The sequence below is a fragment of the Christiangramia pacifica genome (genome assembly GCF_057221535.1).
In genome coordinates this window covers 2,198,457-2,221,097 of the sequence record NZ_CM170146.1, presented here as the reverse complement: position 1 = coordinate 2,221,097, position 22,641 = coordinate 2,198,457, and the positions used below count along the sequence as shown (strand labels likewise).

Genomic DNA, 22,641 nt, shown 5'->3' with positions numbered 1-22,641 from the left:
AATTACATAGTGCAATAAAGTAAAAAAGCCCCGCATTTCTGCGAGGCTTTTTCAATTTATCGTAATTCAAAGATTACTTCACTTCTTCGAAATCTACATCTTCTACATCATCTCCACTCTTAGCGTCTCCACCTTCAGCTCCGGTTGCACCTTGTTGTGGTCCACCTGGCTGTCCGTTGGCTCCACCCTGAGCTTCTGCCTGGGCTTTATACATTTCTTCTGAAGCTGTTTTCCATGCCTCATTGATCTTGTCTAAAGCTGGCTGAATCGTTTCAACTTCTTTAGTTTCATAAGCTTTCTTCAACTCTTCTAATGCTTCCTCGATCGGTTTTTTCTTATCATCAGATAATTTATCACCAAATTCTTTCAACTGCTTTTCAGTCTGGAAGATCATTGCATCAGCTTCATTCAGCTTATCAACTTTTTCTTTAGCTTTCTTATCAGTTTCAGCATTTGCTTCAGCCTCTTTCTTCATTTTTTCGATTTCCTCTTCGGTTAATCCTGAAGAAGCTTCGATTCGAATATCCTGAGACTTACCAGTTGCTTTATCTGTAGCGCTTACTTTAATGATACCATTGGCATCAATATCGAAAGTCACTTCAATTTGAGGAGTTCCTCTTGGCGCTGGTGGAATTCCGTCAAGGTGGAATCTACCAATTGTTTTGTTATCTGCCGCCATTGGACGCTCTCCCTGAAGTACGTGGATCTCAACAGATGGCTGATTATCGGCCGCAGTAGAGAATGTTTGTGACTTCTTGGTTGGGATTGTAGTGTTCGCTTCGATCAACTTAGTGTTTACTCCTCCCATAGTTTCAATACCTAGAGAAAGTGGAGTAACATCTAGAAGCAATACATCTTTAACGTCTCCTGTAAGTACACCACCCTGGATCGCTGCACCAATTGCAACAACTTCATCTGGGTTCACACCTTTAGAAGGTTTCTTTCCGAAGAAAGATTCAACTTCTTCCTGGATCTTAGGGATACGAGTTGATCCACCTACAAGAATTACTTCGTCAATATCAGATTTTGAAAGGCCTGCATCGCTAAGCGCTTTTTTCACAGGCTCCATAGATCTGGTTACCAATTCTGAAGCTAACTGCTCGAACTTAGATCTTGTAATTGTCTCGACAAGGTGTTTTGGTCCGCTAGAAGTAGCAGTAACATATGGCAAGTTGATCTCTGTTTGAGAAGAAGAAGATAACTCGATCTTCGCTTTCTCAGCAGCTTCCTTCAATCTCTGAAGTGCCATAGGATCTTTTCTTAGATCAATTTCTTCAGCTTTCTGGAAGTTATCTGCAAGGTAATCGATCAATACTTCATCAAAGTCATCTCCACCAAGGTGAGTATCACCATTAGTAGATAGCACCTCAAATACACCATCACCTAATTCAAGAATAGAAATATCAAATGTACCACCACCAAGGTCATACACAGCGATTTTTTGATCCTGAGATTTTTTATCCAATCCGTATGCAAGTGCTGCAGCGGTTGGCTCGTTAATAATTCTTCTTACTTTAAGACCTGCGATCTCACCAGCCTCTTTCGTTGCGTGACGCTGAGAGTCATTAAAATACGCAGGTACGGTAATAACTGCTTCGGTTACATCCTGTCCAAGATAATCTTCAGCAGTTTTCTTCATTTTCTGAAGTACCATAGCTGAAAGTTCCTGTGGAGTATATAGACGACCGTCAATTTCTACACGAGGAGTATCATTATCACCTTTTTTTACGGTATAAGGTACTCTACCCGCTTCTCTTTCAGATTCAGAAAACTTATTCCCCATAAATCTTTTGATAGAAGAAATTGTTTTCTGTGGGTTAGTTACTGCCTGACGCTTTGCAGGATCACCAACCTTTATTTCGCCACCTTCTACAAATGCAATTACAGAAGGTGTAGTTCTTTTTCCTTCGGCATTAGGTATCACCGTTGGCTCGCTACCTTCCATTACGGCAACGCAGGAGTTGGTGGTACCCAAGTCAATTCCAATTACTTTACTCATAACTATATAACTTGTTTTTTACGTTAGTTTATCAATTTTACACTCACTAGAAGTCAATCATTATGCCAGCACAATTCTTCTGACAGGTTGTCACTTTTTCCAAACACCTTGTCATTCGCTGAATACCGGCTGAAACCACAACGATATAATTTTATCAATTTTTCATGGGCAGCATTCACAATTCCTTATTTTTGTCTTCAAATTTTTACTCTGAATGCGAAAAATAGAATGCATTAGCGTTTTTGACATGCTGAAGGTTGGCGTAGGACCATCAAGTTCTCACACCTTAGGACCATGGCGGGCGGCACAACGTTGGATTGGCGAACTGAAGAAAAAAGATCGTTTTGAAGAAGTTGAAAAAATCCATATAGATCTTTATGGGTCTCTCAGTCTTACGGGAAAGGGACATGCCACCGATATTGCCACTCTTTTAGGTTTACTTGGTCACGATCCTGTTACCATGGATATCTCAATTATTGAATCTGAAATTGATCGCATCAGGGAAAGCGGTAAACTTTCGCTAAATGGTGAAAGAGATATTGCATTTGACATAACTGAAAATGTTAAGTTCAACCGTAAATTCCTTGAGTTTCATCCCAACGGAATGACTTTCAGAGCCTGTCTATATAATGGTAAAAAAACGTCTTCTTCTTTTTACTCCATCGGAGGTGGATTTGTGGTTAAGAAAGAGCGTAAAAACGCGAGTAAAAAGATCAAGAATTTTCAGAATTTTCCATATTCGATCGAAAAGGCGACCGAATTACTTGATTTCTGTAAAAAAGAAAATAAAAGTATTTCTGAAATAGTGCTTGCAAATGAGAAGTCTTTACGCTCTCCAGAGGAAATTGACAGCGGATTAAGACAGATATGGGACACCATGCTGGAATCCATGTTTATTGGTTGTCATACTGAAGGAACTCTTCCAGGAGGATTAAATGTGAAGCGACGCGCTTTCGAAATGCATCAGAGGCTTATCGGGGAGACGAATTATTCAGGAGTTGAGGACTGGATCCCTGCGATAAGAAAAACAGAAGTGAAATTCCGCCAGATCCTTAAATGGGTTAGCTGCTTTGCTTTAAGTGTAAATGAAGTTAATGCTTCTCTGGGAAGGGTGGTAACTGCTCCAACCAATGGAAGTGCCGGAACCGTTCCCGCCGTCATGATGTATTATATGTGCATCGAAAATCATGAAGCGACTTTTGAAGATTTGAAAAGATTCATGCTGGTAGCAGGAGAGATTGGAAGTCTTTTCAAAAAAGGCGCTACTATTTCAGCAGCGATGGGAGGATGCCAGGCAGAAATTGGAGTTTCTTCAGCAATGGCTGCAGGTGGATTAACCGAATTGATGGGAGGAACACCAGAACAAGTGCTAATGGCCAGTGAGATCGCCATGGAGCATCATCTTGGATTAACCTGTGACCCTATTGGTGGCCTCGTTCAGGTCCCTTGTATTGAAAGAAATGCCATGGGAGCTATAAAAGCAATCAATGCTGCGGAAATTGCCATGGAAAGCGATGCCAGTCGTGCTAAAGTTCCATTAGATAAAGTAATTGAAACCATGTGGGATACAGCGAAAGACATGAATAAAAAATATAAGGAGACATCTGAAGGAGGACTTGCGGTGAAGGTTAGTCTCAGCGACTGCTAAAACAAAAGTTGAATTTGAATGTACTAAGGGAAAACAACGTTCAGCTCAAAGTGAAGAATCTATTTAGAAACTTTGCTTTAATGGTCTTGTGCTATTTTCTTTTCTTTTTCGTGCTTCAGATTCTAAATACTTTCATTTTTAATCTGGATCTTGAAAAGTACCAGCAATTAGAACTTTTCGAAACTCTTCAGGAAAGCCCTTTAAAGTTTATCTTTCTCGCAGCAGTAGTAGCACCAATTTTGGAAGAGAGTATTTTCAGAAGTGTTTTAAAACCTACAGCGACCAGCCTTAAGGTTTTTTTGTGCGCTATATTATATATCACAGCAATTTTAGTTCTACCCGAAGATGCCCACTGGACATTGAAGTATCTAATGTTATTGGGAGTTCTGGGATTGGTTTACTATGCCTTAGGTGAATTGGTTCCCAGCCAATACTACCGCAAAATCTGCTACTGGCTTCATCGCTATTACCTGATCATCTGGATTCTTGGTGCAATCATTTTCGGATTTGTGCATATCTACAACTACGTGGATAGTTTTCAACTTGATCTTGCTCTTTTTCTAATGATATTTCCCCGCATCATAGCCGGCTTTTTCTTCGGAAAAATTAAACTGGAAAATAAAGAAATGATCTGGCCAATATTGATGCACAGCATGAACAACTCAATTGTGCTAATTGTAGTAGTCCCTTACAGCCTCTCCTATTTAACATAGCCTTAAATTAATTTGGCTTTGCATTTCGTAACTTCTTTTTCCAAAAAATAAATTGAAATATGAAAGCAGCAGTAATTGAAGAAGCAGGTGGAGATTTTATCATTAAAGATGTTGACAAACCGAGCCCTTCTGAAAATGAAGTTTTAATTAAAGTAGAAGCTTGTGGAATTTGCCATAGCGATAATTTTGTAAAAGAAGGCGGTTTCCCCGGTTTGGAATATCCTCGTATTCCTGGACACGAAGTTGTTGGCGTGGTGGAAAAAGTTGGGAAGAATGTATCAAATTGGAAGAAAGGACAGCGCGTAGGTGTTGGCTGGCATGGCGGACATTGTTTTGAATGTGAACCTTGTCGCCGTGGTGATTTCATAAGTTGTGAAAATGCCAAAGTTAGCGGGATTTCTTATGATGGAGGCTATGCCGAATATATGGTCGCGCCAAAAGAGGCCATCGCAAATATTCCTGAAGATTTATCTTCAGCAGATGCAGCTCCCCTACTTTGTGCAGGAATTACAGTTTTTAATGCCTTGAGAAATTCCGGAGTTAGAGCTGGTGATGTTGTTGCCGTCCAGGGAATTGGTGGTCTTGGTCATTTAGCCATTCAGTATGCGAATAAAATGGGGATGAAAACCGTAGCGATCTCACATAGTAACGACAAGAAAGATCTGGCTAATGAACTTGGTGCGCATCATTTTATTAATACTGAAGAAAAAGATGGCGCTGAAGAATTGCAAAAATTAGGCGGTGCAAAACTTATTCTTGCGACTGCTCCACATAGCGATGCTATCACCTCTGTGGTAGATGGTCTTGGAATTGACGGTAAACTTTTAATGGTAGCCGCCACAGGAGAGCCAATAGAAGTTTCTCCAATGCAGTTATTGATGGGACGAAAGTCAGCCGCAGGTTGGCCAAGCGGTACCGCAATTGATTCTGAAGACACCTTGAACTTCAGTGCGATGACGGGAACAAAACCGATGATCGAAGAATTTCCATTAGATAAAGCTGCTGAAGCTTTTGAAAAAATGATGAATAATGAGGCAAGATTCAGAGTGGTATTGAAGCCATAGATTCTAGAATGCTAGCCTGGAAAACCGGAAGATCGAGAATTGATTTTCCGGTTTTTTTATTGCTATATTTGAGCCTTATTTTCAGAAAAATGTCATCGAAATTTAGGTCATCAATACTGCTTTTTTCATCAATTTTCATTCTCTTATCCTGCAATGACTCTAAGAAAAACTCACCTGTACAGGTAGTTGAACAGGAGCCGGAGATCGAGACCGGTGATTATCATGAAAATTATTTAAAAGAAATTTCCTATATAAAAACCAGAGAGGATTCTACTTCAACATTAGGTATGGTCAAACTTGACGGCGGTATGTATATGATGGGTGGAAATAGCAGCCAGGCAAGGCAGGATGAATTTCCCAGACATCGCGAAAAGATCAAAGCAATTTACGTAGATGAAACCGAAGTGACCAATGCAGAATTCAGAAAATTTGTGGAAGAAACAGGTTATGTGACTACGGCTGAAAGATCTTTCGAAATAAAAGGAAAGAAATATGAACCCGGTGCGCTCGTTTTTGATCCCTATAATCCTGAATGGTGGTGGAAGTTTGAAAAAGAGGCAAACTGGCGAAATCCTACAGGACCTGGAAGTGACATCAAAGGAAAAGACAATTATCCCGTAGTTCAGGTCTCCTGGTATGACGCCATGGCTTACGCAAAATGGGCCGGAAAAAGATTACCTACCGAAGCTGAATATGAATATTTTAATCGAGCAGGAAATGATACTCTTATCTATCATTGGGGTAACGATTTCGAAAAAGCTCCGGAAATGGCAAATTTCTTTCAGGGGAATTTTCCGAGACAAAACCTGGCAGAAGACCAATTCAAAAAGAGAGCACCTGTAAAAAGCTTTCCCCCGAATAATTTCGGTTTATATGAAACTTCCGGAAATGTTTGGGAATGGTGTCTGGATACTTATCATCCTGACGCTTATTCAAAACTTGATGAAAGAAACGATGGTTATTTCCAGGATTTTGTGAATATGGATCAGCAAAAAGTAATTCGAGGAGGATCATTTCTCTGCAGCGAATCTTACTGCACCGGTTACAGAAATTCCGCCAGAATGAGCTCTGCCCCGGATACCGGCCTGGAGCACACAGGATTCAGATGCGTTAAAGATATTTAATCACAATCCTCTTTCGTTCTTGTATCTATCAGGTAAGCGATCTTCCATTCATCATTAAATTTTACAAGCTGAAAACTGTTCACTCCACAGTGAGAAAAATTTCCATTGAAATAGAATGAGTAAGGAGTAGTCACCGTAGCCAGTAATCCATTTGCTTCAACTCTATAGTCGTGTAACTTCTCTTCAAAACTTGCATCTGCAGGAATTGAAGCTATAGATTTCAGAAATTTCGAATAGTCATCTGAGCTTATTTTTGTATTTCCGTTTGCATCCATAGAAACAGATTCCAGTTTAATTCCGTCTAAAGCGAATTTTTTTAACTTAATCGTATCCTGAGCATGAAAAGCTTCAAAGAAATCTTCAACCAATTTTTGAGGAGTTCCCTCATTATTATCATTTTGAGCAAATGCAGTGATATTGGATAATAATAGAAGTGTTATAATTAAATTTTTCATCCGGAAGTAGTTTTGAATGTGGTTCACGAATTTACTACTTTTACTCAAATTTAAATTCAAGTAAATGTCTGTTGCAAAAAAGGAATACAAACGTATCACAACTAAGTCTCTTGTAGACATGAAATCTAATGGGGAAAAGATAAGTATGCTTACGGCTTACGATTTTACCATGGCGCAAATTGTTGATGGTGCGGGAATAGATGTAATCCTTGTTGGTGACTCTGCCAGTAATGTGATGGCAGGTCACGAAACTACTCTTCCTATTACCCTGGACCAGATGATATATCACGCCACGAGTGTGGTTAGAGCGATAAGTCGTGCTTTGGTAGTCGTGGATCTTCCTTTCGGAAGTTACCAGAGCGACCCGAAGGAAGCCTTGAGATCTGCGATAAGGATTATGAAGGAAAGCGGCGGACATGCTGTTAAACTTGAAGGTGGTAAAGAAGTTAAAGAAAGTATCAAACGTATACTTCATGCTGGAATTCCGGTAATGGGACATTTAGGACTTACTCCGCAATCCATATATAAATTCGGAACCTATACGGTTAGAGCGAAAGAAGAACAGGAAGCTGAAAAATTGAAATCTGATGCGAAAATGCTCGAGAAAATGGGTTGCTTCGCTTTGGTGCTGGAAAAAGTTCCTGCAGATCTTGCCAAAGAAGTAGCTGAAAGCGTTTCGATCCCGGTTATTGGAATTGGCGCCGGAAACGGAGTTGACGGTCAGGTATTGGTTGTACACGATATGCTTGGGATGACTCACGAATTTAATCCAAGATTTCTACGTCGTTATGCAGATCTACACGGTGAAATGACCAAGGCCTTTCAAAATTATAGAGATGATGTGAAGAGCAAGGCTTTTCCATCAGACGACGAACAATATTAAAACAGATTTCTAAAGTTTCGGCTTGAATCAGGACAAAACACTTTCTACTAAGGATAATCTTCAGGTATTACATGAAGATAATCACATTATCGTAGTAAATAAACGCCCCGGAGATATTGTCCAGGGAGATAAAACTGGAGACAAACCTTTAAGTGAGGTGGTTAAATCTTATCTAAAGGAAAAATACAATAAACCTGGCAATGTTTACCTTGGGGTGGTACATCGTTTAGACAGGCCTACCAGTGGAATTGTACTTTTCTCAAAAACTTCGAAAGCTCTTCCCAGACTAAATAAATTGTTTCAGAATAAGAAAGCTAAAAAGACTTACTGGGCTATAGTGAAAAATGCGCCACCAAATGATTCTGGTGAACTAATCCATTTTATGAAAAGAAATTCCAAGCAGAATAAATCTTATGCTCATAAAAATGAAGTCCCCGATAGTAAAAAAGCAATTTTAGATTACCGACTCATCAAAGAACTGAATAATTATTTTCTGCTGGAAATAGATCTTCATACAGGAAGACATCACCAGATCAGAAGTCAGCTGTCTGCTATAGGCTCGCCCATTAAAGGAGATCTTAAGTACGGTTTTGAACGAAGTAATAAAGATGCCAGCATCCATTTACACTCCAGAGAATTAAAATTCATGCATCCGGTTAAGAAGGAACCGATTCACATTATTGCTCCTCCCCCTTCTGATCCTATTTGGGATGCTATTATGAAATAATTAGAAGTTTTACATGTCATTAATTATTATTTTTAGACAAAAGTTTAAAATATGAAATGGCGAGGCAGAAGACAAAGTGATAATGTTGAAGACCGCAGAGGTTCATCAGGTAAAGGAAAATTAATTGCCGGTGGCGGAATTATTGGAGTGATCTTCGTGATCGCACAATTCATTCTGAGCGATGGCGATATTTCAGTTTTGAATCAACTTGAAGGAACTGGCGAACCTACAGAAACCCGAGAACTTACCGCTGAAGAAAAAGAACTTGGTGATTTCACTGAAGTTGTACTTGCCGATACTGAAGACATCTGGAGCGAGATCTTCGCCGAAAATAACAGACAATATCGTGAACCAGGACTAGTGCTTTTTTCTGATGCTGTTCAAACTGCCTGCGGTGGAGCTTCTGCTGCTAGTGGTCCATTTTACTGCCCTGCCGACCAAAAGATCTATATGGATCTCACTTTTTTTGAAGAACTTCGAAGAAGATTTGGTGCCAAAGGTGGAGACTTTGCTATCGCTTATGTGATGGCGCACGAGGTTGGTCATCACGTTCAAAATCTACTCGGAACTGCTGGCAAGGTGCGCAGTTTGCAGCAACAATCCAGTCAAACCGAAGCCAATGAACTTTCTGTTGGATTGGAATTACAAGCCGATTTCTACGCAGGAGTCTGGACGAAATACAATCAGAAATATTTAAGCGAAGGAGATATTGATGAGGCTTTAAGCGCCGCGAATGCAGTTGGGGATGACGCCATCCAGAAAAGAACTCGCGGAAGCGTAAACCCAGATTCTTTTACTCATGGAACTTCCGAGCAACGTAAGAAATGGTTTATGAAAGGTTATAGAACGGGAGACATCAACCAGGGTGATACTTTCAGTGAAATCCTAAACTAGTTTTTTTGACCTTTACTTCCTTTTAAGGAAATCAAACTTTCAATAATCACAGCACTTATAATTAATGAACCACCCAGAACTGTTTTCAGCGACGGAATTTCGTTCAAAAATATAGCTGCCAGGATGATTCCATATACCGGTTGAATACTACTCATAATACTCGCCGCGGTAACACTGAAGTTTCTGAAGCTTTTCAGAAATAAAGTATGACCAATACAAGTGGTAACAATAGCCAGAACTAATAGCGGTTTCCATTGACCTAATACCAATTCAAAATCGCTATAAAAAGTTGCTGGAATTAGAATAACGGCAACCACAAGGATCTGATAGAACATCAAAGCGGTTCCGTTGTATTTTTCAATCTCCCGCTTCATCAATAAATTTCTAAAAGCATAAAATAAAGCAGAAGCAATTCCGAATATTACTGCCAGGAAATAATCATTCTCCAAATCAAATTCCGGACTTAGAAAATATATTCCAGTAAGCACTAATAAGCCAAGCGCTATATGAACCCGGTTAAATTTTATTTTAAATAGAATAGGTTCTAAAAATGCGGTAATTACAGGATAAGTAAAAAGGGATAATAGGGCGATAGCCACACTGCTATATTTCAGGGAATAGAAATAGGTGATCCAATGACTTCCCATTAAAATTCCGCCAAGAATCATTTTCAGGAGATCTTTTTTATTCTCCACCTTCAGAGAAATCTTTTTGTACCTACAAAAAAGAAAAAAAATTATCACCGCCAGAATACACCGGTAAAATATCGTGATCACTGGAGAAAGCGTAATATATCTTCCTAAGGATCCTGAAGTGCTGATCAAAAGAACAGCAAAATTAAGTTGAAGAATATTTCCTAAATACTGACGTCTATCTGACAAACCCTGGATTTTACCTTGAATATTCCTGACTTTTTTCTTTTATGATCGCTTTTACCGGCCTGTTCTCAATATTGCTTTCCAGCCATGAAATAATATCCAGATAAAGAAAAGCCCTTCTCTCGTAAGGATGATCCTCAAATTTCTTTAATGTTGCATGTAATTTCCGGAATTCATCCTTGATTTCCAGTGGCGAAACGTCTGGAAGATTTCTCAGGAATTTGATCATTTCTTTCTGAACTTCATGCATATCGTTCATTTTGATCAGAAATTTATAAGTGGATTTTACCAACCTATCTAGGTGATAATCCAATCCTGCTTCATAATGTGCCACCAGGTTCAAAATTCTAGAGAAACACATAAGATCTTCCCGCATTTCCAGCGACTTATTATTAATGATCTTCTTCAGGAATTCTATACATTTCTTGTTATTGCCATCACCAAAATACAGACACGCAATTTTATAATAGAACACCATAATATGATGTTCATCTATTCGACCTTTAAATTTTGAAATTTTCTGATTGATCTTTTCTACCAACTCATCAGAATTTCCAAATTCACCCTTCATAAAACGAAGGTTCAGTTTATTTGAGTATACATATAAAAATGAAAGCGCAGAAATATTGTCATTATGTGGAATTTTTGGATCTCGCAAAGAATCTTCAAGCTCTTTCAGCGTATTTTCGAATAGATCTGTATGATTTAAATAGAATAATGATTCCAGTAAGTAATGGTTTCCTTTTAAATAAGAAACCGGGTGAATAGGAATAAGATGCTCATATTCTACAAATAGATCTTTCCACTTCATGGAATAACGATAGCAACCCAGAAAATCCTGGATTAAAAAACTATACCAGAGATGCGCTTTATACAACCAAAGTCTTTCTTTAAATCCCAATTCGCTAAAATCGTATTCCGGTAATTTATTTCTGAAATAGTCCTTTATTTCCTGAGCTTCCTCCTCGGTACGGCAATAACCCATCTTTAAGAATATTGAATATAATTCCAGCGAAAGGTTAGAAAGTTTGCTGGAAATTAGATTCAGCCGGTTCAGTTCTTCCGTTTGTTTTATAAGGGTTTCCGCCCTGTTATTCATACTTCGCGTGATATACTGAGACTCAATGATCTTTTCCAGTTCAAGAATTTCATAAGCAACATTTTTTTCCTCGTAATTCAGCGCTAAACTTTTTACTTTATCCAACAATTTTAAACTCTGCTGATAAAGGCCTTTATGATAAAGTATATATGCAAAATCCAGTTGTTCTCTAATCTGGACCGGTACACTTTGGTGCGCAGGATTCAATCGAAGAGATATTAATAGCTGCTTATAAAGATGTGTTTTTACATTAGAAAGCTGCAATTTGGAAATACTCGTATTCTTCAGAATTTCGGCTTCATTATATTTTTTCTGACGGGACATTACCTTATATAAATTCAGGAATTTTGAATCTGAATTCACTCCTACTCTTCCCACATAGAGAGAAAACTGTCTTTTTTCTGAAGCCGATAAAGATTTAATTAAAGAAAACAGGTTTTCGGTGAGATCATTGGTCATTGTAAATCAATATTTTGTAAAGTACTGTTTTACAATACCTTACGAGGCAAATTATAATCTTTCAGTATCGTAACACATTTCATAGCCAGCTAGGTTAAGCCTTTACTTTCCGATACTTTAGATAAAGATAAAGTAAAATAAATCTCATATGCGTACTGAAAAGGTAGAAATTTTTGACACTACATTGAGGGACGGTGAACAGGTCCCCGGCTGCAAACTGAATACTGAACAGAAATTAAAAATTGCTGCGCGACTGGATGAACTCGGGGTTGATGTGATCGAAGCCGGTTTTCCTGTATCTAGCCCTGGTGATTTTACTTCTGTAAATGAGATTTCAAAACTCGTTCGCAATGCTACTGTATGCGGATTAACACGTGCGGTAAAAAATGATATAAAAGTTGCTGCTGAAGCGTTGAAATACGCTAAAAAACCTAGAATTCATACGGGTATCGGAACTTCCGATTCTCATATAAAATACAAATTTAAATCCAGCAGACCGGAAATTATTGAAAGAGCCGGAGAAGCCGTGGCCTATGCTAAAAGTTTCGTGGATGATGTAGAATTCTATGCGGAAGACGCTGGAAGAACTGAAAACGAGTTCCTGGCAAAAGTTTGTTCCGAAGCAGTTAGAAATGGTGCCACTGTACTGAACATACCAGATACTACAGGCTATTGCCTACCTGAAGAATATGGAAAAAAAATCAAATACCTCAAAGAAAATGTTATTGGAATTGAAAATGTTATTATTTCCTGTCATTGCCACAATGACCTTGGATTGGCTACGGCAAATGCGATTGCCGGGATTTCAAACGGTGCCAGGCAAATCGAATGTACTATCAATGGAATTGGTGAGCGTGCCGGTAACACCGCGTTGGAAGAGGTCGTCATGATCTTGAGACAACATCCTTATTTACAATTGAATACCGATATCAATCCGCAATTGTTGTATGATACCAGTAAAATGGTCTCCAGAGAAATGGGAATGTATGTCCAGCCTAACAAAGCGATCGTCGGCGCTAATGCATTTGCTCATAGTTCCGGGATTCACCAGGATGGCGTCATTAAGAATAGAGAAACTTACGAAATTATAAATCCAGCCGATGTCGGGGTTACCGAGTCGGCTATAGTTTTAACTGCCCGTAGCGGAAGAGCCGCTCTAGCTTACAAAGCTAAAAAGATGGGGTATGAACTTACAAAACTTGAATTGGACAGCGTATACACTGAATTTTTGAATTTTGCCGATGCTAAAAAAGAAGTGGCAGATCATGATATTCATACGATCATGGATATCTATAAAAAGAGTTCAAGAGCAATCGCTTAAGTATTATGAAGAAAACTTTATTTGACAAAATATGGGATTCCCATGTTGTGGAAAGTATACCTAATGGGCCAGACATTTTATATATCGATAAACATCTGATACATGAAGTGACCAGCCCACAGGCTTTTAATGAATTAAAGGAAAGAAATATTCCGTTATTCCGTCCGGATCAGATCGTCGCTACGGCAGATCATAATACCCCTACAAAAGATCAGCATCTTCCGGTGAAGGATCTTCTGTCTAGAAAGCAATTAAAAGAGCTTAGTCAGAATTGCGAAGAGAATAATATTACGCTTTACGGTCTGGGACATCCCTATAATGGAATTGTGCATGTAATGGCTCCCGAACTTGGAATTACCCAGCCCGGAATGACCATTGTTTGCGGAGATAGCCATACCTCTACTCATGGGGCCTTCGGAACTATCGCTTTTGGAATAGGAACCAGTCAGGTAACTCAGGTGTTTGCAAGCCAATGTTTACTTGTTGAAAAACCGAAAAAATTGCGTGTGAATGTCAACGGGAAGCTTAAAAATGGAGTACTTCCAAAGGATGTCATTCTCTATATTATCAGCAAACTTGGAACGAATTCAGGTACAGGATATTTCTGCGAGTACTCAGGGAATGTGTTCGAAGAAATGTCTATGGAAGGTAGAATGACCGTTTGTAACATGAGCATTGAAATGGGTGCTCGTGGTGGTTTGATCGCGCCAGACCAGACAACCATTGATTATGTTGAAGGTCGGGAATTTGCTCCTAAAGATGCTGAATTTGAAAAAATGAAAGCTTACTGGGAAACCTTGAAAACCGATGCTGATGCGGAATTTGACCAGGAATATACCTTTGAAGCTGAAGATATTGAACCTATGATCACCTACGGAACAAATCCGGGAATGGGTATCAAATTGACAGGTTCTATCCCGACAGAAGGAAATAAAAGTGATGCGAAGGCACTTGCTTACATGGATTTTACGCCGGGTGAAACCTTACTGGAAAAACCTATCAACTATATTTTCATTGGTAGTTGTACGAATTCCAGAATTGAAGATTTCAGGGTTGCAGCATCTTATATCAAAGGCAAGAAGAAAGCTGAAAACGTAAACGCATTGATCGTTCCGGGTAGCCGTCAGGTTGCAGAGCAGATCAAAGTAGAAGGCCTGGACAAAGTTTTTGAAGAAGCCGGTTTTACGCTTAGACAGCCTGGATGTTCGGCATGCCTTGCAATGAATGATGATAAGATCCCGGCAGGTGAATATTGCGTTTCTACCAGTAATCGAAATTTTGAAGGCAGACAGGGACCTGGCTCGAGAACCATCCTGGCAAGTCCGCTAACTGCTGCGGCTACGGCAATTTCCGGAAAAATTTCAGATTACACTCAAACATTGAACTAAATGGAGAAGTTTATAAAATTAATAGATACGGTCGTGCCGTTGGATGCTGAAAATGTAGACACAGATCAGATCATTCCGGCGCGTTTTCTGAAAGCGACCGATAAGGAAGGTTTCGGTGAAAACCTATTTCGAGATTGGCGATTTAATAAAAATGGTGAACCAAATGATGATTTTGTCCTAAATCAGGACAAGTACTCAGGTTCCATTCTGGTTGCCGGAAATAATTTTGGTTGCGGCTCGAGTCGTGAACACGCAGCCTGGGCTATAAAAGCCTACGGATTTAAAGCGGTAGTGTCAAGCTATTTTGCAGATATTTTCAAAGGTAATGCTTTGAATAATGGGTTATTACCCGTACAGGTAAGTCCCGAATTTCTGCATAAGTTATTTACCGCTGTAGAAAAAGATGCTGATGAAAAAGTGATTATCGATCTCGAACAGCAGCATATAAGTATTCAAAGTTCAGGAGAATCGGAACATTTTGAGATCGATGCTTATAAGAAAACCTGCCTCATTAATGGTTATGATGATATTGACTTTTTGACAAGCAAACTGGAAGCCATTAAAGAATTTGAAAAGAAAAGAAGCGGAAAGGCAGAACCGCGACAAACCCTACAAACTGAAAACATATGAAATTTAACATAGCGGTACTTCCTGGAGACGGGATTGGTCCTGAAATAACACAGCAGTCAGTGAAAGTGCTGAAGGCTGTTGCAGATAGATTTGATCATGAGTTCAATTTTGAAGAAGCTGAAGTAGGCGCCGTCGCAATAGATTTGTTGGGGGATCCGTTGCCTGAGTCTACACTAGAACTATGTAAAAAGTCTGACGCTGTGCTGTTCGGGGCAATAGGAGATCCAAAGTATGACAATGATCCTTCAGCAAAAGTAAGACCTGAGCAGGGATTGTTGAAACTTAGAAAAGAACTTGGCCTTTTTGCCAATATCAGGCCGGTTAGAGCATATGAAAGCCTTATTCATAAATCTCCTTTGAAACCTGAAAATATTGAAGGTGCAGATATGGTGATCTATCGTGAACTTACCGGAGGAATATATTTCGGAGAAAAAAGTACTGCTGAAGATGGAAAAAGCGCTTCAGACCTTTGTACTTATTCTGTAGAAGAAATAGAGCGAGTTGCTCACCTGGCTTTTAAGTCGGCAGAAGAAAGAAGAAAAAAATTAACCTTGGTTGATAAAGCCAATGTGCTGGAAACTTCCAAACTCTGGAGAAAAACAGTTACTGAGATAGGTAAGGAATATCCAGAGGTAAAACTTGATTTTCTTTTTGTAGACAATGCTGCGATGCAAATGATCTTAAACCCGAAACAGTTTGATGTTATTCTTACTGAAAATATGTTCGGTGATATAATTTCAGATGAAGCTAGCGTGATTGGAGGAAGTATTGGGTTACTGGAATCTGCATCAGTTGGAACTGAAAATGCTCTCTTTGAACCAATCCACGGATCTTATCCACAGGCAACAGGCCAGGGTATTGCGAATCCTCTTGCATCTGTACTTTCCGCTGCCATGATGTTAGATCATCTTGGATTGAAGGAGGAGGCAGAAACAGTGCGCCTAGCCGTTGAATTGAGCATCAAACTTAATGTTTGCACTATTGATATCAACAAAGATAACCACTACTCCACTGAAAGAGTTGGAGATTTTCTGGAAAGCGTGATCAGCGATACGGAAGGGCATATTGTAAACAATGAAAACCTTAATCTTGGCCAGATGACCATAATTTAAAGATTAGTTCATGTTTGTTTAGACAGCTGCCTCCTGCCAGATATTATCTCCAGGAGGCATGTCTTTTTAAAGTTGTTGCAGTTTTGCCCTGATTTGATTCAAAACCAGGTTATCCTTACTACCGGTATGAGTATGTTTCATACCTTCAGTCGCCTCGTAAGTTCCAGATTGAACCTGCTCTCCAATGATCTTATAAGCATCTCTGAACGATTTACCATTCATCACCAGCTCATTGATGCTATCTACAGTAAACAGGTATTTATATTTTTCGCCTTTCAAATTGACATTCTTCACCATAACCTGAGAAATGGAATGGGTAAAAACATCCAGGATCTCTTTCATGTTCTCAACCGCATAAATACTATTCTCTTTAATTAACTGAAAATCCCTATGATAGCCACTGGGCAGATTATTGGTGATCAGAATCATTTCATTGGCGATAGCCTGAAGTTTATTGCATTTCCCTCTTACGAGTTCAAATACATCCGGATTCTTTTTATGAGGCATGATACTGGAACCTGTAGTCAATTCATCCGGAAAAGTGATAAAATCAAAATTCTGGCTCATATACAAACAGATATCCATCGCAAACCTGGAAAGCGTATTCGCCAGCGATGCAATATTTGATGTTACTGTTCTTTCGCATTTCCCCCTGCTCATCTGTGCAGCCACAACATTGAATTTCTGAGTGGAAAAGCCTAATTCTTCTGTGGTAAATTCTCTGTCGATTGGAAAAGAAGAACCGTATCCGGCCGCAGAACCTAATGGATTCTGATCTATAATTTTCAATCCGGCTTCCAAAAGATAAAGGTCATCAATAAGCAATTCTGCATAAGCCGAAAACCATAAACCAAAAGAAGATGGCATGGCGACCTGTAAATGAGTATATCCGGGAAGCAACTTTTTTTTATGCTTATCTGCCAGACCTAGCAGAACATCAATCAGGCTTTTCGTTTTTTCTGAAATCTGCTGAAGATTATCCTTGAAATACAATTGCTGCGCTACCAGAACCTGATCGTTTCTAGATCTGGCCGTATGGATCTTTTTTCCGGTATCTCCAAGTTTTTTGGTAAGTTCATATTCAATTTTGGAATGCACATCTTCAAAATCTTCCTCGATCTCGAATTGTCCTTTCTCAAGCTGATTTTTTAATAAATCCAGTTCCGAAACCAGAGCATCCACTTCTTCAATTTCTAAAATACCAACTTTACCAAGCATTTTTGCATGTGCCTTGGAAGCCTGAATATCATATTCAGCCAGATACATATCCAATTCACGGTCGTTACCAACTGTAAACTTTTCTATCTGTTTGTCTATAGAAATACCTTTATCCCAGAGTTTCATAACTAGTTTTTTAATGCCTTTTCAAGCAATTTGATATATTTTTCAATTCCTTCTTCGATTTCCCTCACATAAATAAATTCATCTGCAGAATGGGATCTGGTGGAATCACCCGGACCTAATTTCAAAGATGGGCAACTCAACATGGCCTGGTCACTAAGAGTTGGTGAACCGTAAATTTCCATTCCAAGGTCCATTCCAGCCTTTACCAGTTTGTGATCCAGCGGAATTGATGATGAATTTAATCGTAAACTTCTCGCTTTGATATCATCTACCGGAGCCTCCTTTTTTAAGATCTGCTCAATTTCTTTATTGCTGTATTTGTCATTTACCCGAACATCGATCACCAAATGAGTTTTTGCAGGCACTACATTATGTTGACTCCCTGCATTGATCTGAGTCACCGTTAATTTTACTTCTCCAAGATTTTTAGAGACTTTATCCAATTTGAAATTTTCAAACCACTCAAGTACTTTCGCCGTTTTATAAATGGAATTATCATTATTAGGATGGGCAGCATGGGAAGGAGTTCCTTTTATCACAGCATCAAATACCACCAAACCTTTTTCTGCAACCGCAAGACTCATTAAAGTTGGTTCACCAACTATAGCCACATCGATTTTTGGAATTTCAGGAAGTAAAGCAGCTATTCCATTTTTACCATTTATTTCTTCTTCTCCAGTGCCGGCAAATAAAATATTATGACTTAGATTCTCTTCTGAATATAAATAGGTAAAGGTGGCTAATAGTGAAACCAGGCATCCACCGGCATCGTTACTACCCAATCCATATAATTTTCCATTTTCAATCTCCGCCTGGAATGGATCTCTGGTATAAGCTGAATTCGGCTTTACTGTATCATGATGAGAATTCAGCAAAAGTGTTGGCTTGTCCTTATCAAAATGCTTATTTACAGCCCATATATTATTCAAAAATCGATTATGTGGGATTTTATGCTTCTTAAACCAATTCTCCAAAAGACTAGCTGTTTTGTGCTCTTCTCCCGAAAATGACTGAGTTTGAATCAGCTCATTTAGCAGATCTACCGCCTGTTTCTGAAGTTCTCCTAACTGCATTACTTTACGATTTTGGTATGAATGGAATTCTTTTTCAATAATCCGGAATCACCTAACAATACGCTTGAAACTCCTCTTTCAATAGCTTGAAAACAATTATGAAGTTTTGGAAGCATCCCATCGGTTATGATTTTAGAATTTACCAGGTCTTTATAATTTTCTGAATTCAGTTCGCGGATTACTGAATTTTCATCGTCAATATTTTTTAAAACACCCTTCTTTTCTGAACAATAATATAACTGAGTCTCAAAATGTTTACTCATGGCGATCGCGATTTCTGAAGCTACCGAATCTCCATTTGTGTTCAAAAGCACACCCTCTTGTGTACAGGAAATTGCCGAAAAAACAGGCACTATATTTTGCTTCAAAAGACTGGAAATAAAGTCATCGTTCAGGTCTTCTATATCACCTACAAATCCGTAGTCGACTTCTTTTACTTCTCTTCTTTTTGAAATCAGAACCTTTGCATCAGCACCGCATAATCCTATTGCATTTTGATTTATGGATTGAAGCCTTGCCACGATATTTTTATTTAGCAAACCACCATAAACCATGGTAATTACTTCCATAGAATTTTTGTCCGTGATTCGTCTACCATCGATCATTTGCGTCTGAAAACCAAGTTTCCCAGCTATTTCTGTTGCTTTGTTACCGCCACCATGAACAAGAATCTTTTGACCTTCTAATTTCACAAAATCAGATAAAAAAGAATTCAGCAAAACCTCATTTTCAATCAGCTTCCCTCCTATTTTTATGACCTTAAGAGCCTCCATTTTAGGTTTGTGAACTATTTCGAGCATTCCAGAATTCTTTTTAAAACTGCCTGTGCCGCAAAAGTCCTATTGTTTGCCTGTTGGATCACTATGGAATTTTCGCTATCCAGAACATCATCTGCTATAACTACGTTTCTTCTAACAGGAAGGCAGTGCATTACTTTCGCATTATTCGAATGTTTTAGTTTGGCCTGATTTACTTTCCAGTTCTCTTCCACATTTAAAATCTGACCATAGTTTTCGTAACTACTCCAGTTCTTGACATAAATAAAATCGGCATCCTGAAACGCTTTTTCCTGGTCATGCTCTACTTTAACATCGTTCCTTACATCTGGAGCCAGATCATAGCCTTCAGGATTAGCGATCACAAAATCAACTTCCAGCCGTTGCATTATTTCAGCAAAAGAATTAGGAACCGATTGCGGTAAAGCCTTGGGATGTGGCGCCCAGGTTAAAACTACCTTCGGTCTTTCAGCCTTATTAAATTCCTGAATAGTGATGGCATCGGTAAGCGCCTGTAATGGATGTCCGGTCGCACTTTCTAGATTTACCACCGGTACCGAGGCATATTGCTGAAAGCTTTTTAAAATATGTTCAGATTCATCCTTTTCTTTATCTTTCAAACCTGGGAAAGCTCGTACCGCGATAATATCACAATATTGAGATAGCACCGCTGCTGCTTCTTTGATATGCTCTGCCTTATCTGAATTCATCACTGCGCCATCCTCAAATTCCAACGCCCAGCCATCTTTATCGGCATTCATTACCATCACTTCCATCCCTAATAATTTTGCCGCCTTCTCTGTACTTAAACGCGTACGTAAACTATTGTTAAAGAAAAGCATTCCTAAGGTTTTGCCTTTTCCTACCTTATATTCAGGGTTTTTAGATTTTAAGCCTCTAGCCTCTCTAATTAAAGTCTCAAGGTTTTCTATATCTGCTAATGTGATGTAATTCTTCATTTTAAAGTTTGGTTTTACCGTCATTCTGAACTTATTCCAGAATCTAGGAGAAGCTGAAACAAGTTCAGCTTGACGTAGGAAAATTTTTATTTTGTTTTTTCAAGACTACTTTAAGTGCTCTAAAAAAACTTCTAAAATGTTCAATTTCAATATTTAAAGGAGGCAGAATTCTAAGAAGCTTTTTATTCGAAGACGCACCTGTAAATATTTGATGTTCAAACAATAGCTCCTTTCGAAGTACCGCGATCTCAAAATCGAATTCCAGGCCGATCATTAAACCTCTTCCTTTAATTTTCTTTATCTCCGGAATTTTAGCCGCTTCTTCATTTACAAATTCTGAAACCTGGTTAGCATTTTCCATTAATTGTTCCTGCTGAATAATATCCAGCACCGATATTCCCGCGGCACAGGCAAGGTGATTTCCACCAAAGGTAGTTCCCAGCATTCCGTATTTCGATTGAATATTATCATCGATCAGAATTCCTCCAATTGGAAAGCCATTCCCCATTCCTTTCGCCATCGAAATTATATCGGGCCGGATTTCATGTTTCTGAAAGGCGAAGAAATTTCCGGTTCTGCCATAACCAGACTGCACCTCATCAGCAATTAGCATTACCTGATTTTTTTTACATAATTCCGCCGCCGATTGGTAAAATTTTGATTCGGCTTCATCTAATCCTCCAACTCCCTGGATCACTTCAAAAATAACTGCGGCCACATCTCCTTTTTCAAGTTCTGCTTTTAATGAGTCAATATCATCAAAAGAAAGTTTCGTTGCTTTATGACCAAGATTAAAAGGAGCCTTTATAGATTCATTATCGGTAATAGCAACAACCCCGGATGTTCTTCCGTGGAAAGCATTTTCAAAATATATGATCCTGTCTTTGCCGGTATGAAACGAAGCAACTTTAAGGGCATTCTCATTAGCTTCAGCACCAGAACTGCAGAGAAAAAGACTGTAATCCTTAACTCCGGAAACTTTTTCCAGCTTATCAGCAAGTTCCTGTTGTAGCGGATTTTTAATTGAGTTTGAATAAAATCCCAGCTTGGCTGCCTGTTCCTGAATAGCTTTTACATATTCTGAATGCGCATGTCCAACCGAAATCACAGCATGCCCGCCATAAAGATCCAGGTATTTTTTTCCGGATTCGTCAAAAACGTAGCAACCCTGCCCTTTTACCGGAGTGATATCGTATAGTGGATAAACGTCAAATAATTCCATTTTTTATTTTTCTGAGATCGTGTTGATTTTTTTGAATGAAGCCTGAATTCCTTTGATTAGCGAAGAACTGAGTCCGTTATGCTCCATTTCATTAAGACCTTCGATAGTACAGCCACGTGGAGTAGTTACTTTATCGATCTCCTCTTCCGGATGCTTTCCCGACTGGATCAATAAGCTTGCAGCCCCTAAACAGGTTTGCATAGAGAGTTCCTGAGCATCTTTCGCGTCAAAACCAAGTTGTACAGCTCCCTGGGTAGTTGCTCGTATCAAACGCATCCAGAATGCAACTCCACTGGCACAAATCACCGTGGCGGCCTGCATCTTGTTTTCAGGAATGATGATACTTGTTCCCAACCGGTTAAAAATGGCTTCTGCAATGGCAATTCTTTTCTGCCCTTTTTCATTACTGCACAAACAGGTCATCGATTTTCCAACGGCTATTGCAGTATTAGGCATCGATCTAATAATAAAATGCTCCTCTCCTACAATACTTTCGATACGCGGAATTTTAAACCCGGTTACTGTGGAGATCAAAACATGTTTATCTGTTAGTTCATCTTTGATCTCCTTCAGGATATTTTCAAATTGAGTAGGCTGAACCGAAAAGATCAAAATATCTGAATTCCTTACCAGTTCCAAATTATCTGAAGTCACCGTGACTTTTGAATATTCAGAAAACTCCTGAATATCATCCGTCTTTCTTTTTGAAAGGTAAAGCGTTGTAAACGCGTTACTAAAAATAAGGCCTTTCGCGATGGAGACTCCAAGATTTCCGGCACCAATAATTGCAATTTTCATATCGATATTCTTTTTATAAAATCAAGCTAAAAATGTTTCAGATTCTTTGAAATTCTAAAATAACTTCAGGGTGAC

At 39.0% G+C, this 22,641-nt stretch carries 21 protein-coding genes; 11 read left to right on the top strand and 10 right to left on the bottom strand.

The genetic code is table 11. The annotated features are described in order from the left end of the window. Window positions 1-73 precede the first annotated feature (73 nt). A complete protein-coding gene (gene dnaK, locus AC2S94_RS10325; protein ID WP_484628523.1) occupies window positions 74-1,999 on the bottom strand; it encodes a molecular chaperone DnaK in 1,926 nt (641 codons plus the stop codon). A gap of 214 nt (window positions 2,000-2,213) precedes the next feature. Between dnaK and AC2S94_RS10320 the strand changes: the two genes are divergently transcribed. The 4 genes from AC2S94_RS10320 to AC2S94_RS10305 all read left to right on the top strand — a co-directional run bounded on the left by AC2S94_RS10320 (window position 2,214) and on the right by AC2S94_RS10305 (window position 6,548). Then, window positions 2,214-3,647: an L-serine ammonia-lyase gene (locus AC2S94_RS10320; RefSeq protein ID WP_484628522.1), complete on the top strand. Its 1,434-nt coding sequence runs from the start codon at window positions 2,214-2,216 to the stop codon at window positions 3,645-3,647. 14 nt (window positions 3,648-3,661) lie between these two features. Then, the gene (locus AC2S94_RS10315) at window positions 3,662-4,360 is read left to right on the top strand and encodes a CPBP family glutamic-type intramembrane protease (protein WP_484628521.1); all 699 of its coding nucleotides are present in this window, start codon (window positions 3,662-3,664) and stop codon (window positions 4,358-4,360) included. Window positions 4,361-4,419: 59 nt separating this feature from the next. Further along, the gene (locus AC2S94_RS10310) at window positions 4,420-5,424 is read left to right on the top strand and encodes an alcohol dehydrogenase (RefSeq protein ID WP_484628520.1); all 1,005 of its coding nucleotides are present in this window, start codon (window positions 4,420-4,422) and stop codon (window positions 5,422-5,424) included. 89 nt (window positions 5,425-5,513) lie between these two features. Further along, window positions 5,514-6,548, top strand: coding sequence for a formylglycine-generating enzyme family protein (locus AC2S94_RS10305; protein ID WP_484628519.1), 1,035 nt, complete (start codon window positions 5,514-5,516; stop codon window positions 6,546-6,548). Here AC2S94_RS10305 and AC2S94_RS10300 read toward each other — a convergent pair. Continuing rightward, window positions 6,545-7,003, bottom strand: a complete 459-nt coding sequence (locus AC2S94_RS10300) for a nuclear transport factor 2 family protein (protein ID WP_484628518.1) — start codon at window positions 7,001-7,003, stop codon at window positions 6,545-6,547. The two genes, AC2S94_RS10305 and AC2S94_RS10300, sit on opposite strands and share 4 nt — an antisense overlap. Window positions 7,004-7,067: 64 nt before the next feature. Between AC2S94_RS10300 and panB the strand changes: the two genes are divergently transcribed. Genes panB through ypfJ form a run of 3 tightly spaced genes read left to right on the top strand, consistent with a single transcriptional unit; the run spans window position 7,068 to window position 9,507 of the window. Beyond that, complete coding sequence (gene panB / locus AC2S94_RS10295) at window positions 7,068-7,886, top strand: 3-methyl-2-oxobutanoate hydroxymethyltransferase (RefSeq protein WP_484628517.1); 819 nt, start codon at window positions 7,068-7,070, stop codon at window positions 7,884-7,886. 22 nt (window positions 7,887-7,908) lie between these two features. Beyond that, on the top strand, window positions 7,909-8,613 hold the full coding sequence (locus AC2S94_RS10290; RefSeq protein WP_484628516.1) for an RluA family pseudouridine synthase: 705 nt from the start codon (window positions 7,909-7,911) through the stop codon (window positions 8,611-8,613). A 51-nt stretch (window positions 8,614-8,664) separates the two neighbouring features. Next, window positions 8,665-9,507 (top strand): KPN_02809 family neutral zinc metallopeptidase, encoded by an 843-nt coding sequence (ypfJ, locus tag AC2S94_RS10285; RefSeq protein ID WP_484628515.1) that lies wholly within the window; start codon window positions 8,665-8,667, stop codon window positions 9,505-9,507. Here ypfJ and AC2S94_RS10280 read toward each other — a convergent pair. Both AC2S94_RS10280 and AC2S94_RS10275 read right to left on the bottom strand, forming a co-directional pair. After that, window positions 9,504-10,331 carry a DMT family transporter gene (locus tag AC2S94_RS10280; protein WP_484630909.1) on the bottom strand — a complete coding sequence of 276 codons (828 nt, stop codon included), beginning with the start codon at window positions 10,329-10,331 and terminating at the stop codon, window positions 9,504-9,506. The genes ypfJ and AC2S94_RS10280 overlap by 4 nt on opposite strands. 67 nt (window positions 10,332-10,398) lie before the next feature. After that, window positions 10,399-11,943: a hypothetical protein gene (locus tag AC2S94_RS10275; RefSeq protein WP_484628514.1), complete on the bottom strand. Its 1,545-nt coding sequence runs from the start codon at window positions 11,941-11,943 to the stop codon at window positions 10,399-10,401. Between the two features lie 148 nt (window positions 11,944-12,091). Between AC2S94_RS10275 and AC2S94_RS10270 the strand changes: the two genes are divergently transcribed. From AC2S94_RS10270 to leuB, 4 genes are read left to right on the top strand one after another with little or no spacing between them, the layout of a single operon-like run. Next, entirely contained in the window at window positions 12,092-13,264 is a 1,173-nt protein-coding gene (locus AC2S94_RS10270) for a 2-isopropylmalate synthase (protein WP_484628513.1), read from the top strand. A 5-nt stretch (window positions 13,265-13,269) separates the two neighbouring features. Continuing rightward, complete coding sequence (leuC, locus tag AC2S94_RS10265; RefSeq protein WP_484628512.1) at window positions 13,270-14,652, top strand: 3-isopropylmalate dehydratase large subunit; 1,383 nt, start codon at window positions 13,270-13,272, stop codon at window positions 14,650-14,652. Then, window positions 14,653-15,282, top strand: a complete 630-nt coding sequence (gene leuD / locus AC2S94_RS10260; protein ID WP_484628511.1) for a 3-isopropylmalate dehydratase small subunit — start codon at window positions 14,653-14,655, stop codon at window positions 15,280-15,282. Further along, window positions 15,279-16,394, top strand: a complete 1,116-nt coding sequence (gene leuB, locus AC2S94_RS10255) for a 3-isopropylmalate dehydrogenase (RefSeq protein WP_484628510.1) — start codon at window positions 15,279-15,281, stop codon at window positions 16,392-16,394. The genes leuD and leuB overlap by 4 nt, the downstream gene beginning before the upstream one ends. A gap of 66 nt (window positions 16,395-16,460) precedes the next feature. On the opposite strand, the gene argH is transcribed toward leuB, so the two are convergent. The 6 genes from argH to proC form a co-directional block, all read right to left on the bottom strand. Then, window positions 16,461-17,738 carry an argininosuccinate lyase gene (gene argH / locus AC2S94_RS10250; RefSeq protein ID WP_484628509.1) on the bottom strand — a complete coding sequence of 426 codons (1,278 nt, stop codon included), beginning with the start codon at window positions 17,736-17,738 and terminating at the stop codon, window positions 16,461-16,463. A 2-nt stretch (window positions 17,739-17,740) separates the two neighbouring features. Continuing rightward, window positions 17,741-18,811 (bottom strand): M20 family metallo-hydrolase, encoded by a 1,071-nt coding sequence (locus AC2S94_RS10245; RefSeq protein WP_484628508.1) that lies wholly within the window; start codon window positions 18,809-18,811, stop codon window positions 17,741-17,743. Continuing rightward, window positions 18,811-19,611 (bottom strand): acetylglutamate kinase, encoded by an 801-nt coding sequence (argB, locus tag AC2S94_RS10240; protein WP_484628507.1) that lies wholly within the window; start codon window positions 19,609-19,611, stop codon window positions 18,811-18,813. The genes AC2S94_RS10245 and argB overlap by 1 nt, the downstream gene beginning before the upstream one ends. After that, window positions 19,599-20,546, bottom strand: coding sequence for an N-acetylornithine carbamoyltransferase (locus tag AC2S94_RS10235; RefSeq protein WP_484628506.1), 948 nt, complete (start codon window positions 20,544-20,546; stop codon window positions 19,599-19,601). The genes argB and AC2S94_RS10235 overlap by 13 nt, the downstream gene beginning before the upstream one ends. 64 nt (window positions 20,547-20,610) lie before the next feature. Then, a complete protein-coding gene (locus AC2S94_RS10230; protein WP_484628505.1) occupies window positions 20,611-21,768 on the bottom strand; it encodes an aspartate aminotransferase family protein in 1,158 nt (385 codons plus the stop codon). Between the two features lie 3 nt (window positions 21,769-21,771). Continuing rightward, entirely contained in the window at window positions 21,772-22,566 is a 795-nt protein-coding gene (gene proC / locus AC2S94_RS10225) for a pyrroline-5-carboxylate reductase (RefSeq protein WP_484628504.1), read from the bottom strand. Between the last annotated feature and the right edge of the window lie 75 nt (window positions 22,567-22,641).

Coding starts and splice junctions, on each gene's coding strand:
- AC2S94_RS10245 (WP_484628508.1), bottom strand. CDS start 18,811: ATGCAGTTAGGAGAACTTCAGAAACAGGCGGTAGATCTGCTAAATGAG.
- AC2S94_RS10235 (WP_484628506.1), bottom strand. CDS start 20,546: ATGAAGAATTACATCACATTAGCAGATATAGAAAACCTTGAGACTTTA.
- AC2S94_RS10320 (WP_484628522.1), top strand. CDS start 2,214: ATGCGAAAAATAGAATGCATTAGCGTTTTTGACATGCTGAAGGTTGGC.
- panB (WP_484628517.1), top strand. CDS start 7,068: ATGTCTGTTGCAAAAAAGGAATACAAACGTATCACAACTAAGTCTCTT.
- proC (WP_484628504.1), bottom strand. CDS start 22,566: ATGAAAATTGCAATTATTGGTGCCGGAAATCTTGGAGTCTCCATCGCG.
- leuD (WP_484628511.1), top strand. CDS start 14,653: ATGGAGAAGTTTATAAAATTAATAGATACGGTCGTGCCGTTGGATGCT.
- leuC (WP_484628512.1), top strand. CDS start 13,270: ATGAAGAAAACTTTATTTGACAAAATATGGGATTCCCATGTTGTGGAA.
- AC2S94_RS10275 (WP_484628514.1), bottom strand. CDS start 11,943: ATGACCAATGATCTCACCGAAAACCTGTTTTCTTTAATTAAATCTTTA.
- argB (WP_484628507.1), bottom strand. CDS start 19,611: ATGCTCGAAATAGTTCACAAACCTAAAATGGAGGCTCTTAAGGTCATA.
- leuB (WP_484628510.1), top strand. CDS start 15,279: ATGAAATTTAACATAGCGGTACTTCCTGGAGACGGGATTGGTCCTGAA.
- AC2S94_RS10270 (WP_484628513.1), top strand. CDS start 12,092: ATGCGTACTGAAAAGGTAGAAATTTTTGACACTACATTGAGGGACGGT.
- AC2S94_RS10305 (WP_484628519.1), top strand. CDS start 5,514: ATGTCATCGAAATTTAGGTCATCAATACTGCTTTTTTCATCAATTTTC.
- AC2S94_RS10300 (WP_484628518.1), bottom strand. CDS start 7,003: ATGAAAAATTTAATTATAACACTTCTATTATTATCCAATATCACTGCA.
- argH (WP_484628509.1), bottom strand. CDS start 17,738: ATGAAACTCTGGGATAAAGGTATTTCTATAGACAAACAGATAGAAAAG.
- dnaK (WP_484628523.1), bottom strand. CDS start 1,999: ATGAGTAAAGTAATTGGAATTGACTTGGGTACCACCAACTCCTGCGTT.
- ypfJ (WP_484628515.1), top strand. CDS start 8,665: ATGAAATGGCGAGGCAGAAGACAAAGTGATAATGTTGAAGACCGCAGA.
- AC2S94_RS10310 (WP_484628520.1), top strand. CDS start 4,420: ATGAAAGCAGCAGTAATTGAAGAAGCAGGTGGAGATTTTATCATTAAA.
- AC2S94_RS10230 (WP_484628505.1), bottom strand. CDS start 21,768: ATGGAATTATTTGACGTTTATCCACTATACGATATCACTCCGGTAAAA.